The following is a 16575-nucleotide window of genomic DNA, read 5'->3' on the forward strand; positions in this document are numbered from 1 at the left end:
AGCCTTCAAGCCCAAATGAGGTACGTACATCAAAGTGCACTTGCGGGGACGGTGCCGGCACGGTATCTGAGTGGGACTGCCTGTATTCTCGGGATATCCCTCAATGACCAGCTTTGCCCAATATCCCAGCCTAAACGATTGCCCCGTCATCATATCCGGCGGCGCTTCGGGCATTGGAGCCTCGCTGGTGCGGAATTTCGCAGCGCAGGGCGCCAAGGTCGGGTTCGTCGACATCGCCGAAGAGCAGGGCAATGCGCTGGCCGCCGACCTGGTCGCCGCAGGACAACAGGCGAAATTCCAACGCTGCGACGTCACAGACACCGCGGCCTATCAGGCGGCCATCGGCCATTTCGCCCAGGCCCATGGCGATGCGCTGGTACTCGTCAACAATGCCGCGCATGACCAGCGCCACGATTGGGCCGATGTCACCCCCGCCTATTGGGACGATCGCATGGCGGTCAATCTCAAGCACGCCTTCTTTGCCATCCAGGCCGTCGCACCTGGGATGATCAAGGCCGGACGCGGCTCGATCATCAATACCGGTTCGATCAGTTGGATGATCATGTCGCCGCGCATTCCTGTCTACGAGACCGCCAAGGCCGCCACCCATGGGCTGACCCGCGCCATGGCCCGCGAACTGGGCAAGTCCGGCATCCGTGTCAATTCCCTGGTGCCCGGCTGGATCATGACCGAGCGACAGCTGACGCACTGGCTCGATGCGACCGGCGAAAGGCTGATCGAAGACAGCCAGGCCTTGGCCGGCCGCGTCTATCCCGATGACGTCTCGCGCATGGCCCTCTTCCTCGCGGCCGAAGACAGCGCGATGATCTCGGCGCAGCAATTCCTGGTCGATGGCGGCTGGGCGAACAGCTGAACCGCCGTTCATCCTGCGTTCAGCCCCTTTGCTTCACCACCGTCCTGCCTTATTCAGTGGTCACCTACGGGCCACTCACGAATCCTTCAGGGGGATACCAATAATGAAGTCGAAGTTTCTCGTCGCGATCGCGGCGACGCTGGCGCTGACCGCCTGCACCACCACCAATCCCTATACGGGCCAGTCGCAGATTTCCAATACGGCCGGCGGCACGCTGATAGGTGCTGGTGGCGGCGCGGTTGCGGGCGCCCTGGTCGGCGCCGCGGTCGGCGGTGATCCGCGCATCGGCGCGCTGATCGGTGCCGGCGTTGGCGGCCTCACCGGCGCGGCCATCGGCAACTACATGGACCAGCAGGAAGCTGAATTGCGCGCCCAGCTGCAGGGCACTGGCGTATCGGTCACCCGCGTTGGCCAGAACATCATCCTCAATATGCCGTCCAACATCACCTTCGCGACGGATTCGTCCAACGTGAACCCCGGCTTCAACCAGACACTGGTTTCGGTCGCGCTCGTTCTCAAGAAGTTCGACAAGTCGATCGTCGACGTCTATGGCCACACCGATAGCCAGGGCGACGATGCCTACAACCTGAGCCTGAGCCAGAAGCGCGCCGTTTCGGTCGCCACCATCCTGGCCAACCAGGGCATCGATCAGCGCCGCTTCTATATCGAAGGCAAAGGCGAATCCTCCCCCATCGCCTCGAACGCCACCGAGCAGGGCCGCGCCCAGAACCGTCGCGTCGAAATCCAGATCGCCCCGATCAACGGCTGATCGTTCGACCAGAATGCGAAAGGCGCGACCATTGGGTCGCGCCTTTTTTTGTTGACTATGGCGTGCTTGGGACTGCCACCGGGACACCCGGTTCGGCCGCCGGCGCCACGACACTCTCGGCGCTCGGTGTACCAGGCTGCACATCCGTTGCCGGCGCACCCTGGAACATCTGCATCAGGAACAGCACCGCGACCACGATGGCCAGGCCGACAATGCCGTAGAGCCACCAGTTGGTCGGGCTGGTCGCCGCGACGCTTTCCTCATGCTCACCCGCCACCTTGATCGGCGAACCGTCTGGCACGTCAATGCGCGAGCCATTCTCGTCGATCAGCGCGTCGACGCTGGCGACTGTGGGCGCGCCCTGATTGGGTACGGTGGCCATCAGAAATCCCCCTTGATGACGGTATCGGTACCAGCGCCGCTCTGTACCCCCTGCCGCACTTCGGCAATGGCAGCATCGATCTCCCCGGCATCGAAGCCGACATCATCGCCTTCCTGCTGCGCGCCGGTCACATTGGCCTTGAGCTGATGCAGCAGCTCAATCTTTTCCTTGGCCGTGAACAGGCTGTTGTGAGCGATCTGGTGGGGGTTGAGATTGTCATGACCACCCATGCGGTCGCGAAGACTGTCGAACACCATGGCACGTCTCCTTTTACATTGTGGAGACTCAATGCGCCGCTGCGCAGGCGGTTCCGGCTGAAGCCAATTGGTTGCGCCCAATCACGTTTTTTTGGTCCGGAACCCCATCGCCGGACGTGACGTTGACCCTGCACACGAACCGAAGAGGAGCTCGAAAATGGCTTACGAAGACATTCGCAACGGCGCCGATGCCAACGTCAAGGAAACCCACGATCTCATCGCTTCCGACAAGGTCGAAGGCACCAAGGTTTACGATCCGCGCGGCGAGCACATTGGCTCGATCGAGCGCATTCTCGTCGAAAAGCGCAGCGGCAAGGTTTCCTATGCCGTGCTGAGCTTCGGCGGCTTCCTTGGCATCGGTCACGACCACTATCCGCTGCCGTGGTCCAAGCTCAACTACGACGAGAGCCTGGGCGGCTACCGGGTCGATGTGACCAAGGATCAGCTCGAGGGCGCGCCGAAATACGACAACGACGACGACGGCTACTGGACCGCCGAGAACGGCCGTCGCGTCTACGACTATTACGGTGTGGCTCCATACTGGATCTGACACCGCCAAGGCATTTTAGTACCTAGTGATTGCCATGCCGGCGCCCTTCAAGGGGCGTCGGCATTTTTGTTTCGATCAGGTGGGGGACAGTCGCTACTGCACCTCCGGCACCCAAACCATCATCGATCCCTGCCCGCGATTGGCCCACAAGTAATAGGGCAGGGCCGTCAGCGTGGCCGTATCATCCGCAGGCGGTGTCGTGCGATAGAGCGTCTTCCAGTCGCCCTCCTTGATCGCCAGCGCCTTGGCCTTGAGCGTCACCACGCCGTCGAACAGGTCGGCGCGCGTTTCGGCCTGTAGTTCCGCGCTACGCGGCAGCTTGAGCCGCTGCACACGGCCCCCGGGATTGTCGACTTCCTCAATGCAATAGACCAGCGGGCCGCGCTTCAGCGCCACACGGCCGGCATCCATGATGACGCCTGGATGCGCGTAGAGCCGCACTGCCGGCATCGGCAGGTCGAGGCTCACCACATCGCCCTTCGCCCATGTCCGGTTGATAGTCAGGTAGCCGTTGACGGTTTTGGATATATCCACCGCCTGACCATTGACCGACACCTTGGCCCCCGAGGACCAGCCCGGAATACGGAGCTTCACGTCAAACGCAGCAGGCGATGCCGGGTCGACGTGAATCTTGATGTCCCCACTCCACGGATAGGTCGACACCTCGCGCAGCGCCACCTTGGTGCCGGCAATCTCGGCGTCGGTGGCAATGCCGCCATAAAGGTGGAACGCCACGCCATCATCAGCGGTCGAGACGAAATACCCGCCCACTGAAGCCACCAGCCGGCTCACATTCATCGTGCAACACGGGCAGGTGTGCCAGTCCCAACGCGTTGGCGTGCCGTCGCTTTCCAGCGGATTGGCATAGAAATAGTGCTCGCCGTCGCGGCTCAGCCCGCTCAGCGCGCCATTGAACATGGCGAGTTCGAGGATGTCGGCATACTTGCCGTCGAGGTCCAGGTGCAGCATGCGCTGGGCCCAGAAGATCAGGGCCACCGAGGCGCAGGTCTCGGCATAGGCGGTCTGGTTGGGCAGGTCGAAATCGTGGGTGAAGCCCTCGTTTTGTGCCGATGGCCCCAGGCCTGCCGTCACATACATCTTGGTTTCCATCACGTCGTCCCACAGCACCTGGCAAGCATGCTTGAGGTCTGGGTCGTCAATCTCGGCCGCCAGGTCCGCCATGGCGGTGTAGAGATACATGGCGCGCACGGCATGACCGACCACCTTGTCCTGCTCGCGAACCGGCTTGTGGCTCTGGCTGTATTCGTAGTTGCTGAACACGTAGGGCTGCTTGCCTTCGCCAGCTTCCCGCGCCTGCCGTTCGATATCGAAGTAGTGCGGCTGCCGGCCGCGCTCGTTGATCATGTAGGTGACGAAGTCGAGGTGCTTCTTGTCGCCGGTGAGATAGTAGAGCTTCATCACCGCCAGCTCGATTTCCTCATGCCCGTCATAGCCACGCCGCTTGCCTGGCTCGGTGCCGAACTGGCTGTAGATGTGGTCGAGATAGCGCTCCATGACCTCGAGGAAGCGCCGGCGGCCGGTTACCTGGAAATAGGCTACGGCGCCTTCCAGCAGGTGGCCGGCATTGTACATCTCGTGGTTGTCACGCAGGTTGGTCCAGCGTTTCTCGGGTTCGCGTCCGAGATACCAGCAGTTGAGATAGCCGTCGTCGGCCTGCGCCTTTTCGAGGTCATCGACGATGGCCTCGATCTTGGCCTCGATATCCTCATCGCGCCGGTGGGCGAGGGCATAGCTGGCAGCTTCTATCCATTTGCCGACATCGCTGTCCCAGAACACCTGCACCGTGAAGCCATTGGGGTGGCGTGGAAAGCGCAGCGGCGGCGGCGGGCTCGGCAGCTTGATCGAATCCAGAATGGTGTATTCGGCGAGCTTCTTGTGCTGGCTGGGAATGGTGCGGGTCAGCACGGTCTCCAGCCGCTCATGCCAGAACTTGCCCTCGAGTTTGACAGCGGGGAAGTTGACGGGGGCGTAGCGGCTCATGGGGTCTCCTCTCGAGTAGTCTTTTTAGGTCTGTGTAGGGTCGGACGATTGCCGCACGACCAATGAGCATGGCAGCCGCTCGACGCCCTTGAAGCGCTCCCCGGCAATCATGGCGATGAGGCGCTCGCCGGCAGCCCGGCCCAGCGCGCGCAGGTTCAAGTCGACGCTGGTCAACGGCGGCCGCGCCGCCAGTGCCATGACGTCCCAATTGTCGAAGCCGACCACGGCGACATCCTGTGGCACGCGCAGCCCGCGCTCGCGCAGCGCGTCTGTGGCGCCACGGGCGATCTGGTCATTGCCGCAGAATAGCGCATCGGGCACTTCGGACTTGCCATCAAACAGCGCGTCGACCGCGTCGCGCCCCGAGGCCTCCGACCATTTGCCGTAACGCACATAGCCTGCAATCTCCGGCAGCCCGGCCTTGCCCAGCGCAGCCCGATAGCCCCGATTGCGCAGCGTCACGGCCTCGAATGTGTCGGGTCCGGTGAGATGGGCGATGCGTTTGCGCCCGCTGGCGATGAGATGCTCCACGCCCAGCACCGCGCCGCCGAAATCGTCGGGCACCAGGCACAGCGCATCGGGATCGTCGGTCTGCGAAAACACGTAGATAACAGGCATCGATTTGCCCGGCACCGCGATGGCTGGGCGCATGTCAGAACGTCGTGCGGTGACCACCAGCCCATCGATGCGCTTGCCGAGCAACTGGTCCAGATGCTGCTTCTCCCGCGCCGGATCGTCGGTGGCGTTGCACATGAAGACGGCGATGCCATGCTCGGCCAGCCGTTCCTCCAGCGCTTCCACGATCGGGAACGAAAATCGACCGAAACTGTCGGTGGAGAGGATGCCGACAGTCATCGACTTGGACCGATGCAGGCTTTGCGCCATGGCGTTGGGGCGAAAGCCCAGCTCCTGCGCCGCCGCGATCACCTTGTCCCGCGTCTCGCGCTTCAGTCGTCCATTGTCGTTGAGCGCCTTTGACGCCGTGCCGATCGACACGCCAGCCCGCTCCGCCACATCTCGGATGGTGGCCCGCTCCGGATAGCGCAGGTCGGTCGGTTCAGTGGTCATGGCATCCTGTTGGCGCGCGGGCGCGACGAAATGGAGTGAGCGGCGGCAAGGGAGTGCCGCCGCCCTTGCTGCCTTGCGGCGGCAATCTCGCTCACGACGGAGCAGATACCCGTCGAACGAAATTGGGAAAAGGTTTTCTCAAGCGAATATTTGCCATAGCCGGCGCCGCTGCACAACTCCCAAATGCCGAAATTGCACGGGGAGGGGGGCGCTAGATGTCCAGCTTGATCCACACCGGCGCATGGTCGCTCGCGCCCTCGGCACCGCGCACCTCCCGGTCCACCCCGGCATCATCAAGCGCTGCGGCCAGGTCGCCACTCAGCAATAGATGGTCGAGCCTTAGCCCAGCATTCCGCGGCCAGCGCTCCCGCATATAGTCCCAGAACGTGTAGATGGTTTCGTCGGGGTAGACCGCCCGGATCGCGTCGGTCCAGCCCCGTTCCAGCAGTACCGCAAACAGCTTCCGGCTCGCCGGCTGGACGAGGGCGTTATCTTTGTAGGACTTGGTCTCGTAGATATCCCGCGGTTCGGGGACGATATTGTAGTCACCCGCCAGCACCACGGGGAATCCCGTCTCGAACAGCTCCGCCGCGTGGGCGACCAGCTTCTCGGTCCAGTCCAGCTTGTACGAGAATTTTGGCCCCGGCTGCGGATTGCCATTGGGCGCATAGAGCGACGCCACCAGCACACCATTGACGGCCGCCTCGATATAACGCGCCTGTTTGTCGCCCTCCATGCCGGGCAGGCCGGTGCGCGTCAGCACCGGCTCGGTGCCCTTGGCGAGGATGGCCACGCCATTCCACGAACTCTCGCCCAGCCACACCGCGCCATAACCGGCATCGGCGAAAGCGGTGGCCGGAAACTGCCGGTCGCTCGCCTTGAGTTCCTGCAGGCAGAGCACATCCGGCGCGGCGTCGCCCAGCCAGTCCATCAGGTTGGCCAGCCGCTTGTTGACGCCGTTGATATTGTAGGTGGCGATCTTCACTTGGCGACGCGCTGCACCCAGGCCTCGAGGCCGGTTGCGACGGTCTTGAGGTGATCGGCCGTCGAAAAGCCGGACAGTGCTTTGCGCGGTTTCAGATCATGGTCGCCGTCTTCGAGCCACAGCAACTCGATCTTGGGCGACAGCCCATAGGTCTCGACCTCGTCGCGCACGCCGAACTCGTCCCGTGTCCCCTGGCAGATCAGCGTCGGTGTCTTGAGATCGAGCAGATGCGCCGTGCGCAACTGGTCCGGCTTGCCCGGCGGATGAAACGGATAGCCCAGGCACACCAGCCCTGCGATCCGCCCCGCATCGAACAGCGCATCGGCGACCATGCTGGCGACGCGCCCACCCATGGATTTGCCGCCAATGAGCAGCGGCCCATTTGTCGGCCCCAGATCGTCCACAGCAGCGATGAATTCCGGCATCACCTTATCCGCCCGCGGCGGCGGCTTCTTGCCGGCATCGGTCCGCCGGCTCGCCATGTAGCCGAACTCGAAGCGGGCAATGCGGAAGCCGTGGGCGGCCAGGGCTTTGGTTGTGGCATTCATCGAGGCCGAGTCCATCGGAGCGCCGGCGCCGTGGGCGAGGAGGATCGTAACGCGCGCATCTTCCGGGCCGTCAAAGAGGAAATTGGTGGGCATGGCTCATCCTGTCTAGCTCCCATCGCGCCACGCCCTCGTGGTTCGAGGCTCGCAAGGGCTCGCACCTCACCATGAGGGCCACTCCTGCGGTGTTTCAGTAGCCTCATGGTGAGGTGCGCCGTTTGGCGCCTCGAACCACGAGGCGTGTCACCCCACCTTGTTCAACATACGGTTCGCCAGCCCAATCCCCGCCCGCGCCCGTCTCGCCCAGTCGCTGTCATCATCCAGCTCAAGATACTTCCGCCACCAGTCCCGCGCCGTCGCCAGATCCCCGGCGTCATATTCCAGTGCACCAAGATTATAGATCGCGTCGGCATAGCTGGGATCGAGGGCAGCGGCCTTGGCCAGATGCTGCCGCGCCGCGTCGACCTTGCCGACATCGCGCAGCACCCCGCCCAGATTGAACCAGGCCTCTATGAACAGCGGGTCGCGCTTGAGTGCCGTCACATAGGCGAGCGACGCGCCGTCAAAGTCGTCGATCTTGCGCAGGCAATTGCCCAGATTGAACGCCGAGGTCGCGTCGGTATTGTCGATGCCAGAGCAATGCCCGTAGAGCGTCGCCGCCTCGGCAAACAGCTCCGCTGCTTCGGCATTCTCGGCCAGCCCGAAATAGTCCTCGGCCTCGTCGACCGTCTCGGGCAAGGCCAGCAGCCGTTGCCCGTCGAGTTCGGCCAGCGAATGGCTGTCGCGCGCCAGGATCTTGTTCTCGCCAGTCTGCAGCGTCAGCGCCGTCAGCGAGCCCACCGGCCCGATCTGGTGGACCGACCGCGCAATGGCGCTCCAGCCAGCGCCTGACGCGACCAGCCCGGCATATTTCTTGGCGAGGATCACATCGCGAAACGAGTACGGCTCGGCGTGATGCTCGAACGCATCGAACAGCGTGAGCAGGTCCAGCACCTCGCCACCGAGCTTGGATTGGTCGAGCATCGATTGCCGGCTGATATTGGCGGGCGGGGTCTTGGCGAGGCTTCCGAGCACTCGCAAAAAGCCATTCTCGCTCAGCAGATGCGCCTGGCTCTCACGCGCCAGCTCCACCCGATGCTCGATCTCGGCTTCACCCTGCCGCGACAACAGTGTCCTGCCGAACACGACCGATGTGGTGCCACGCGTTATGCTGCGATGCAGGCGCCCGCCAAGCGAGGCGACCCTCTTGGCCGCAAGCCGCAGCGGGAAGGCCTTGAGCGCCCCGATGACGCCATAGCTTTCTCCGCTTGCCCGCATGCGTGGTTAGGCCTTCTTTCTGGGCGCCGCCTTTGCTGGAGTGGCGGCCTTGGATGCTTCGAGAGCAGCCTTGAGCGATGCCTTGGCAGCGGATTCCTTGGGCTCGGCCACCGGTTTGGCCTTGCTCTTGGCCGCCGGCTTCGCCTCGCCCAGGCTCGCCTTTAGCGCATCCATCAGGTTGATAACATTGCCGCGTTCGGGCGCCGCTGCAATGATTGGTTTGTGGCCCTTGAGCTTTTCCTTGATCATGGCCAGCAAGGCCACCTCGTAGCGATCCTCATAATCCTTGGGATCGAACTTGGTCACCTTCTGGTCGATCAGCTTCTGTGCCAGATCGAGCATTTCCGCATCGGGCTTGCCCACCGGGATATTGCCGAAATATTCGGTCGTGGCGCGCACCTCGTTGGGGTTGCGCAACGTGGTCACGAACATGCCGGTTTCGCGCGCACCGATGGTGATCACCCGCTCGCGGCTCGACAGCACGAGGCGCGCAATCGCTACCTTGCCGCTCTTGCGCAAGGCCTCGCGCAGCACGACAAAGGTCTCCTCCGCCATCGCCCCATCGGGCGCCAGGTAATAGGGCGCGTCCTGATAGATGACATCGACTTCGCTTTCGTCGACGAAAGCCTCGATATTCATCGTGTGGTTGGATTCGATCCTGACAGCATCGAGGTCTTCATCCTCGATGATGATGTATTGCTTGTCTTCGTACTCGTAGCCACGCACCAGATCGCTGCGTTCGACCAGACCCAGTTCAGGGTCAACCGGCTTCATGTTGATCCGGTTATGGGTGTCCTTGTGCAACTGGTTGAAGCCGATGCGCTCGGACGCGCTCGTGGCGGGAAACATCTTCACCGCACAGCTTACCAGGCTCAGCCGAATATGGCCCTTCCAACTCGCTCTTGGCGCCATTGCCGCCTCCTACGCAAAACTAAAGCAACTCGACAAATATTCATGCGGGCAGATCACGTGCTGACTCGTTAATGTCAGCCCACGGGTCCCCCGACGTGGTTAATAAACCCGGAAGAGAAGAGTAATTCAGGTCTGCTGGAGAGTCGATGGACTCCAGGTCCCGCCATTCGATTGGCGTCGAGGCCGGCAGATGCGCCCGCGCGCGCAGCGAATAGGCCGCAACCGCCGTCGCGCTGCGCGCATTGCGGTGATAATCGATGAAGATGCGGCCCTTGCGGTTCTGCTCGCCCATGGTGGTGACGAACGTGTCCTTGCCGGTGGCAGCCAGCTTGGTCGAAATGCTGGCACAGGCGGCGTGCGCCTTCTTCCACGTCAGCTTCTGCGTCGTCGGCACGACGATATGGATGCCCTTGCCGCCCGAGGTCTTGACGAAGGGCACCAGCCCCATGCCCTCGAGCTCGCCGCGCAGGTGCACCGCGGCATTGACGACATCACGCCACTGTACGCCTTCGCCCGGGTCGAGATCGAAGATCACCCGGTCCGGCTTGTCGATATGGCTGGCATGGGTGCCCCAGGCATGGAATTCCACCACCCCGAACTGCGCCAGGGCCAGATAGCCCTTGGCGTTCTCGACCGAGATATAGGTCTGCTTCTCGCCGTCCGAATTCTCGGTATCGAATTTGTCGATGCCACCGGGCATGCCGGTGAACGGATGGCGCTGGAAGAAGCAGTCCTTGCCCGTGGGGCAGCGATAAAGCGACACCGGTCGGTTGAACAGATGCGGCAGCATGTAGTCACCGACAGCGGCATAATAGACCGCAATCTCCAGCTTGGTCGGCCCCGACTTGCCGAACAGCCGCCGCGTCGGGTTGGTCACCCAGATGCCGGCGAGGTCGGCATCCGAGATAATCCGCTTGCGCGGCGCCGTCACGGCCGTCGTCAGCTCCGCCTCGCGCAGGCCCTTGAACACGGCGTGGCGCAGCATGCCGTCAGCGGTGATTGTGGCATATTGCACCCGCGCCTTCAGCGTCGGCCGCACCGGCAGGATTTCCTTGGGCGCGCCCTCGAGCGGTTCATCGATGCGCAAGGCTTCAAGCCGCTGGATCAGATCGCGCATGCTGTTCGCGTCGAACCCGGTGCCCACCTTGCCGCGATAGACCAGTTCGTCACCGACCCATTCGGCCATGGCCAGTGCGCCGATGCCGCCATTGGCCGCGCTTTCGCTATAGCCGCCGATCACATAGTCGCCCGTCTTGAGCGCCTTGATCTTGACCCAGCTGGATGACCGCCCATCGACATGCTTGCCATCGGCGCGTTTGGAGACGATCCCCTCCAGCCCCTGCTGTGAAGCGAGGTCATAAATGCCCTGGCCGTCGCCCTCCACATGGTCGCTATACTGGATCGCCGAACTGCCCGACGGCCCACCCAGCAATTGCGCCAACAGACCCTTGCGCTTGATCAGCGAAACATTGCGCAGGTCCCAGCCGTCCAGATGCAGCAGGTCGAAGGCGTAGAACACCAGCTTGTTGCCCGCACCCTCCGACAGCGCATCCTGCAGCTTGCCGAAGCGGCTGATGCCCTTCTCGTCCAGCACCACGATCTCGCCGTCGATCACTGCGTCCTTGCAGTTGAGCTCGGCAAAGGTATGCGGCAGGTCACCATAGCGCTTGGTCCAGTCCAGCCCACCCCGGGTGATGAGGCGGACGCCGCCATTCTCGACAAACGCCAAAGTGCGATAGCCATCGAACTTGATCTCGTGCAGCCAGGCCGTGCCATCGCTGTAGCGCGGCACCTTCTCGGCCGGGCTCGCCAGTTGCAATTCCATCGTCAGCGGCATCGGTGCCTTGACCGCGCCGGCCACCTTGCCCGGCTGCGGTTTGGTGCGCTTGACCGGGGCAGGGGGCGGGGCCACCAGCTCCTCGATCCGCCGCCCGGTCTTTACGCTTTCGGGCCGGTCGACGAGAATGTCGCCCTCGGTGCTCATGGCCGTGTCCCGTTCCTTGAACAGGATCCAGCCTTCCTTGCCCTTATCCTCCGGTTTGCCCTTCAGCCGCGCCAGCATCCAGCCGCCGCGCAGTTTTTCGCCGACCAGCCGGAACTTGAACGCGCCTTTCTTGAGGTCTTCGACCGGATCGCCCATCGGCGCCCAGGTGCCGGTGTCCCAGACGATCATTGGCCCGCCGCCATATTCGCCCGCCGGGATCACGCCCTCGAAGTCGATATACTCGACCGGATGGTCTTCGGTCGCCGCGGCAAAGCGCTTGTCCGCCGGATTGAGCGATGGACCCTTGGGCACCGCCCAGCTTTTGAGCACGCCGCCCAGTTCCAGCCGCAGGTCATAGTGGTCGGCCGTGGCATGGTGCTTGTGCACCACGAACCGGTTGCCCTCGTCAGCCTGGGCCCCCGCCGGTTCGGCGGTCTTGGAGAAATCGCGCTTGCCGCGATAGGCCTTGAGCTTATCGTCCGCCACGCTACTTGAGACCGGCCCGTTCCAGCCCGCTCACATAGCGATCGAGCAGATCGGGGTACATGAAGCGGAGGCTGTCGCGCACCGACGCGAGGGTAATGTCGCGCCGCCCGTCCATGAACTTCTGCAGTGCCGCCTGGGCCGCTATCAGGTCGCCCGCCGTGCCATAATAAGTCGCCAGATCACGATATGGCCAGGTCAGCCCCGGTCGCTCGGCCAATGCCTGCGTCGCGAACGCGATCGCCTGCTCTGTGCGCCCCGCCGCGAAATGCGCCAGGCCCATGCCCAGTGTCATGTTGAAGGCAAACGGATCGAGCGGGCTCAGCCGCTGCGACGCCTGGAACGCCTTGAGACCTTCCTCAGGCTGTCCCAGATAGACCTTGCCGAACCCCTTGCGCAGCCAGGCCCAGGCATGGTTGGGGTCGAGCGCCAGCGCGCGTTCTGCCAGCGCCGTAGCCTGCGCCACGTCACCGCCCGTCTGCATGATCGCCGAGGCCAGCGCGGTCATCGCCGTCGGATTGCCCGAGGCATTGCCCGACGCCATCTCGATCAGGTCGCTGGCGTTTCGGCGTTCCGCGGCGACATTGTCCGTCCAGTTATACGCCACCTGCTGTCCATGGGCCCACGCCGCCAGCGCCGCCGCCAGGCCATAGCCCGGCTCCAGTTCCAGCGCTTGCGACAGCAGGTCGATGGCCCGCCGGTTTTCATAGGGTTGATGCGCCCAAAGCTGCGGCATGGCCTGCATCACCAGGTCATAAGCCGCCAGCGTCTCGGTGCGCTTGGACATGGCCCGGTCGATTTCCGCCTGGCGGATCGACGGCTGGATGGCGCTGGCCACCAGCGCCGCCATATTGTCCTGCATGTCGAACAGCTCGTGCACCGTGCCGTTGACCTTGTCGGACCAGATGTGGTTGCCGGTATCGGTCTCGACCAGCTGCGCGGTGATGCGCACGCGCTCGCCCACCCGGCGCACGCTGCCCTCTACCACGTAGCGCACGCCAAGCTCTTTACCGACCTGCCGCACGTCCAGCGAGCGGCCCTTATAGGCAAAGGCCGAGTTGCGGGCGATGACGAAGAAGTCCTTGATCCGCGCCAGCGTCGCGGTGATCTCCTCCACCACCGCATCGGCGAAATAGGCCTGGTCGGCCTCGCCCGAGAGGTTGTCAAACGGCAGCACCACCAGCGACGGCCGTGTCGATGGCGGCACCAGAATCGGTTCTGCCGGTTTGGCCGCTGCGCCGAGCTGTCCGCTCGGATGCCAGACATAGATACGCACCGTCTTGGGGATGTTCTTGAGAATGGACGGACCGATATCGGTGAACACCAGGTCCGACTGACCTGCCATGTATTCGTACATCCACTTGGTGATCGCTATGCCGCCCGGCGGCGCCAGGCTCTGCACGCGCACGGCCAGGTTCACGCCATTGCCGAACAGGTCGTCGCCATGCACCAGCACATCGGCCAGCACGATACCGGCGCGGACCTGGAGGATTTCACCGCCCGGCGCGCGCAACTGGCGCGTATGCAATTCCTTCTGGATGCGCGCCACCCAATCAACCGCCGCAATGACGCTGTTGAACTCGGCCAACAGGCCATCGCCCATGGTCTTGAACACGGCGCCGCCGCGCTCGCCGATACGGTTGACGAAATGGGCATAGGCCCGGCGCACAAGACGAACCGTCTGCCGCTCGTTCGCTTGAACGAGACGCGTAAAGCCGACCACATCGATCGACACGATAGGGACCAGACGACGTTCAGATTTTGCCATGCACTATATAACCCGCCCCGGGTATGTCGGACCCATAGCAGCTTGGTTCGTGCAAGACGAGATCATGCCATTGCAATTATGTACGATTTCACGCTGAGTGTGGCCCGGCGGCCCATGGCTGCAGAGGAGCAGCAGGGCGTCGGCATGGGTCCCTATATTCTCGTTATCGACCAGGGCACGACGTCGAGCCGCGCGATCATTTTCGATGCCGACCAGGCCATTGTCGGCATGGGCCGAATGGATTTCACCCAGCATCACCCGGCAGCCGGATGGGTCGAGCATGTCCCCGAAGAAATCTGGGCGACGTGCCTCTGGGCCTGCAAGACCGCCATCCGCAAGGCCGGTATCAGCACCTTCGACCTGGCCGGCATCAGCATCACCAATCAGCGCGAAACCACTGTGGTGTGGGATCGGGCCACCGGTCGCTCCATTCACAATGCCATCGTCTGGTCAGACCGACGGACCTCGGAAACTTCCGCCAGGTTACGCGAGGCCGGCCATGAAGCGTCAGTACAGGCCAAAACCGGCCTGCTGCTCGATCCGTTCTTCTCGGCCACCAAGGTCAGCTGGATTCTCGACCATGTCGAGGGCGCCCGCCACCGTGCGGAACGGGGCGAACTGGCCTTCGGCACCATCGACAGCTTCCTGATCTGGCGGCTCACCGGCGGTCAGGTTCATGCCACCGACGCCAGCAATGCCAGCCGCACCTCGCTGTTCAATATCGAAACCGGGCAGTGGGATCCGTGGTTGCTCGATCTCTTCAACGTGCCTGCCAGCATCCTGCCCGAGGTCAAGGACAGCGCCGATAATTTCGGCCGCTCCGACCCGGCCGTGCTCGGCACCGATGTGCCGATCTACGGTGTCGTCGGCGACCAGCAGGCGGCACTGATCGGTCAGGCCTGCTTCCGCCCCGGCATGGCCAAATCCACTTATGGCACGGCCTGCTTCGCCCTGCTCAACACCGGCACCGATCTGGTCCTCTCTCGGAGCCGCCTGCTGAGCACAATCGCCTATCGCCTCGATGGCAAGACCACCTATGCCCTCGAAGGCGTCATCTTCACTGTCGGCGGCGCCCTGCAATGGCTGCGTGACGGCATGGGCATTATCGAGGATTGGAAGCAGGCCGACAGCATGGCCGCCGCCGCCGATCCGGACCTGCCGGTCTATATGGTGCCCGCCTTTTTCGGCCTCGGCGCGCCCTGGTGGGACAATGATGCGCGCGCCGCCGTCTATGGCCTGACGCGCGAAGTCCGCCGTCCCGAATTGGTCCGTGCCGCCCTCGAAGCGGTCGGCTACCAGTCCGGCGATCTGGTCGATGCCATGCGCAAGGATTGGCCCGGCGCACGCGACATCGTGCTGCGTGTCGATGGCGGCCTGGTCAATTCGGCCTGGACCATGCAGTTTCTCGCCGACATCCTCGATCGCCCCGTCGATGGTTCCCGCGTCGAAGAGACCGCCGCGCTCGGCGCCGCCTGGCTGGCGGGCTGGAAGGCTGGCGTCTGGCCCGACGCCGAGGGCTTTGCTGCCCGCCGCGAAGAGACTCGCGAATTCACCCCCCGCATGGCGCCGGCCCAGCGCGATCTCCGCCTGCGCGGCTGGCACGACGCCGTCCGCCGCACCCTGTCCAATCGGCCCCAGGCCTGAGCCTACTCGCCCGGACAGCCGTTCAGCATGAAGACGTCGAACGCAAAGAGATCGGGATTGGCCGTGCCGAACGTCTCGTTCATCAGCAGCGATCGACCGAACTCGGCGAAGAGCAGGATATTGGGCGCCGCCATGTCTGGCTCCTCGATCAGGGATGCCGTTTCATTGCCGATGGCATAGACCGGACCGCTCCACAACCAACAGGCATTGGGCCAATCGGCCGCCGCCTCCGGCGTGCAGGGCTGCGCGATCGAGCCATCCGGCCGGGCGTAGCGCCCCATGTTCCAGGCAATTTCTCCCTGATAGAGCGTCTCGATATTGGGCAGCCGCAGATCGAACAGCCCCATCACGGTAATGCCATCGGTCGACGTATCCTTGGGATAAAACTGGATGACGGCGCCGGACCGCTCCTCGGTATAGCTCGCGCGGTCGAGCGGGCATTCAACCGCATTGGCAAGGCCGCTGACCGTCAGCCACGCCAGCGCAACCAGCGATCGCCTGCTGAGCGCGCTCATCCCGCAAAGCATTCGATCATGCCCCTGGCATACACGACGACAGCTTCGCCGCCGTCCGCTGGCACTTCATAGCCCTCGATGTCGTAGGCGCCGCGATAGGTGCCTTCCTCATCGTCCTGGCCGCGTGTCGTCTTGATGACCAGCGTTGTCGACCCAAACGGGCCATCGCCCGCGCGTTCCTTATAGAACAGCACGTTGAGCGACACGTCATCGAGCCAGTACTGCACCTGATGCTCTGCCGCGAACCGCGTCGTCGCCAGATCGGTCCCGACACCAGGCAATTCGGCCACGATCTCGGCCTCGACCTGCAGCAGCGGCGCGCCATTGCCGTAGGGCACGATGCCATGCACGTCGACTGCCGCTGTGGCGTCGTCGGCCACGCAATCGAGCGTGCCGGTCGCGGCGGCGGGCAGGGCGCCGGCCAGGGTAATGAACAGAATGGGAAGGAGGGTGGTGACGCGCATTTTCGGCCCCGGATTTGAGTTGGCCGTCCCTACTGCGCCTGCGGTGAACTCCTGCCT

At 63.5% G+C, this 16575-nt stretch carries 16 protein-coding genes; 4 read left to right on the forward strand and 12 right to left on the reverse strand.

Annotated features, from left to right (window positions below; translation table 11 throughout):
• Positions 1 to 103: 103 nt before the first annotated feature.
• Positions 104 to 874, forward strand: a complete 771-nt coding sequence (locus IM737_RS16990; RefSeq protein ID WP_236895971.1) for an SDR family NAD(P)-dependent oxidoreductase — start codon at positions 104 to 106, stop codon at positions 872 to 874.
• Between the two features lie 100 nt (positions 875 to 974).
• Positions 975 to 1643 carry an OmpA family protein gene (locus IM737_RS16995; protein WP_442874214.1) on the forward strand — a complete coding sequence of 223 codons (669 nt, stop codon included), beginning with the start codon at positions 975 to 977 and terminating at the stop codon, positions 1641 to 1643.
• Positions 1644 to 1698: 55 nt separating this feature from the next.
• Here the strand turns inward: IM737_RS16995 and IM737_RS17000 are convergent, their stop codons facing one another.
• Positions 1699 to 2025, reverse strand: a complete 327-nt coding sequence (locus IM737_RS17000) for a hypothetical protein (RefSeq protein ID WP_236895976.1) — start codon at positions 2023 to 2025, stop codon at positions 1699 to 1701.
• Positions 2025 to 2282 carry a hypothetical protein gene (locus IM737_RS17005; RefSeq protein WP_236895978.1) on the reverse strand — a complete coding sequence of 86 codons (258 nt, stop codon included), beginning with the start codon at positions 2280 to 2282 and terminating at the stop codon, positions 2025 to 2027. Before IM737_RS17005 ends, IM737_RS17000 begins: the two co-directional genes overlap by 1 nt.
• A gap of 157 nt (positions 2283 to 2439) precedes the next feature.
• Between IM737_RS17005 and IM737_RS17010 the strand changes: the two genes are divergently transcribed.
• Positions 2440 to 2832 carry a PRC-barrel domain-containing protein gene (locus IM737_RS17010; protein WP_236895981.1) on the forward strand — a complete coding sequence of 131 codons (393 nt, stop codon included), beginning with the start codon at positions 2440 to 2442 and terminating at the stop codon, positions 2830 to 2832.
• Between the two features lie 93 nt (positions 2833 to 2925).
• Here the strand turns inward: IM737_RS17010 and IM737_RS17015 are convergent, their stop codons facing one another.
• From IM737_RS17015 to IM737_RS17050, 8 genes are all read right to left on the reverse strand, one after another.
• The gene (locus tag IM737_RS17015) at positions 2926 to 4833 is read right to left on the reverse strand and encodes a glycoside hydrolase family 127 protein (protein WP_236895983.1); all 1908 of its coding nucleotides are present in this window, start codon (positions 4831 to 4833) and stop codon (positions 2926 to 2928) included.
• Between the two features lie 24 nt (positions 4834 to 4857).
• On the reverse strand, positions 4858 to 5901 hold the full coding sequence (locus tag IM737_RS17020) for a LacI family DNA-binding transcriptional regulator (protein ID WP_236895985.1): 1044 nt from the start codon (positions 5899 to 5901) through the stop codon (positions 4858 to 4860).
• Positions 5902 to 6112: 211 nt separating this feature from the next.
• On the reverse strand, positions 6113 to 6886 hold the full coding sequence (locus IM737_RS17025; RefSeq protein ID WP_236895988.1) for an exodeoxyribonuclease III: 774 nt from the start codon (positions 6884 to 6886) through the stop codon (positions 6113 to 6115).
• Positions 6883 to 7527, reverse strand: a complete 645-nt coding sequence (locus IM737_RS17030; protein WP_236895990.1) for an alpha/beta hydrolase family protein — start codon at positions 7525 to 7527, stop codon at positions 6883 to 6885. The genes IM737_RS17025 and IM737_RS17030 overlap by 4 nt, the downstream gene beginning before the upstream one ends.
• Positions 7528 to 7674: 147 nt before the next feature.
• The gene (locus IM737_RS17035) at positions 7675 to 8748 is read right to left on the reverse strand and encodes a tetratricopeptide repeat protein (RefSeq protein WP_236895992.1); all 1074 of its coding nucleotides are present in this window, start codon (positions 8746 to 8748) and stop codon (positions 7675 to 7677) included.
• A 6-nt stretch (positions 8749 to 8754) separates the two neighbouring features.
• Positions 8755 to 9660 (reverse strand): non-homologous end joining protein Ku, encoded by a 906-nt coding sequence (gene ku / locus IM737_RS17040; RefSeq protein ID WP_236895994.1) that lies wholly within the window; start codon positions 9658 to 9660, stop codon positions 8755 to 8757.
• 40 nt (positions 9661 to 9700) lie between these two features.
• Positions 9701 to 12130, reverse strand: a complete 2430-nt coding sequence (ligD, locus tag IM737_RS17045; RefSeq protein ID WP_236895997.1) for a DNA ligase D — start codon at positions 12128 to 12130, stop codon at positions 9701 to 9703.
• 1 nt (position 12131) lies between these two features.
• Positions 12132 to 13895, reverse strand: a complete 1764-nt coding sequence (locus IM737_RS17050; protein WP_236895999.1) for an adenylate/guanylate cyclase domain-containing protein — start codon at positions 13893 to 13895, stop codon at positions 12132 to 12134.
• Between the two features lie 144 nt (positions 13896 to 14039).
• Here IM737_RS17050 and glpK point away from each other — a divergent pair, with 144 nt between their 5' ends.
• A complete protein-coding gene (glpK, locus tag IM737_RS17055) occupies positions 14040 to 15539 on the forward strand; it encodes a glycerol kinase GlpK (protein ID WP_236899954.1) in 1500 nt (499 codons plus the stop codon).
• Positions 15540 to 15541: 2 nt separating this feature from the next.
• Here the strand turns inward: glpK and IM737_RS17060 are convergent, their stop codons facing one another.
• Both IM737_RS17060 and IM737_RS17065 read right to left on the reverse strand, forming a co-directional pair.
• Positions 15542 to 16054, reverse strand: a complete 513-nt coding sequence (locus IM737_RS17060; RefSeq protein WP_236896001.1) for a hypothetical protein — start codon at positions 16052 to 16054, stop codon at positions 15542 to 15544.
• A complete protein-coding gene (locus tag IM737_RS17065; protein WP_236896004.1) occupies positions 16051 to 16518 on the reverse strand; it encodes a hypothetical protein in 468 nt (155 codons plus the stop codon). The genes IM737_RS17060 and IM737_RS17065 overlap by 4 nt, the downstream gene beginning before the upstream one ends.
• Positions 16519 to 16575: the final 57 nt, after the last annotated feature.

The organism is Devosia sp. SL43 (genome assembly GCF_021729885.1).
In the GTDB taxonomy this organism is placed as follows: Bacteria; Pseudomonadota; Alphaproteobacteria; order Rhizobiales; family Devosiaceae; genus Devosia.

What these genes read in the sequence shown, in the direction of transcription:
- IM737_RS17050 (WP_236895999.1), bottom strand. Translation starts at nt 13,895, where the DNA reads ATGGCAAAATCTGAACGTCGTCTGGTCCCTATCGTGTCGATCGATGTG.
- IM737_RS17030 (WP_236895990.1), bottom strand. Translation starts at nt 7,527, where the DNA reads ATGCCCACCAATTTCCTCTTTGACGGCCCGGAAGATGCGCGCGTTACG.
- IM737_RS17000 (WP_236895976.1), bottom strand. Translation starts at nt 2,025, where the DNA reads ATGGCCACCGTACCCAATCAGGGCGCGCCCACAGTCGCCAGCGTCGAC.
- IM737_RS17015 (WP_236895983.1), bottom strand. Translation starts at nt 4,833, where the DNA reads ATGAGCCGCTACGCCCCCGTCAACTTCCCCGCTGTCAAACTCGAGGGC.
- glpK (WP_236899954.1), top strand. Translation starts at nt 14,040, where the DNA reads ATGGGTCCCTATATTCTCGTTATCGACCAGGGCACGACGTCGAGCCGC.
- IM737_RS17020 (WP_236895985.1), bottom strand. Translation starts at nt 5,901, where the DNA reads ATGACCACTGAACCGACCGACCTGCGCTATCCGGAGCGGGCCACCATC.
- IM737_RS16990 (WP_236895971.1), top strand. Translation starts at nt 104, where the DNA reads ATGACCAGCTTTGCCCAATATCCCAGCCTAAACGATTGCCCCGTCATC.
- IM737_RS17005 (WP_236895978.1), bottom strand. Translation starts at nt 2,282, where the DNA reads ATGGTGTTCGACAGTCTTCGCGACCGCATGGGTGGTCATGACAATCTC.
- IM737_RS17060 (WP_236896001.1), bottom strand. Translation starts at nt 16,054, where the DNA reads ATGAGCGCGCTCAGCAGGCGATCGCTGGTTGCGCTGGCGTGGCTGACG.
- IM737_RS17065 (WP_236896004.1), bottom strand. Translation starts at nt 16,518, where the DNA reads ATGCGCGTCACCACCCTCCTTCCCATTCTGTTCATTACCCTGGCCGGC.
- IM737_RS17035 (WP_236895992.1), bottom strand. Translation starts at nt 8,748, where the DNA reads ATGCGGGCAAGCGGAGAAAGCTATGGCGTCATCGGGGCGCTCAAGGCC.
- ku (WP_236895994.1), bottom strand. Translation starts at nt 9,660, where the DNA reads ATGGCGCCAAGAGCGAGTTGGAAGGGCCATATTCGGCTGAGCCTGGTA.
- IM737_RS17010 (WP_236895981.1), top strand. Translation starts at nt 2,440, where the DNA reads ATGGCTTACGAAGACATTCGCAACGGCGCCGATGCCAACGTCAAGGAA.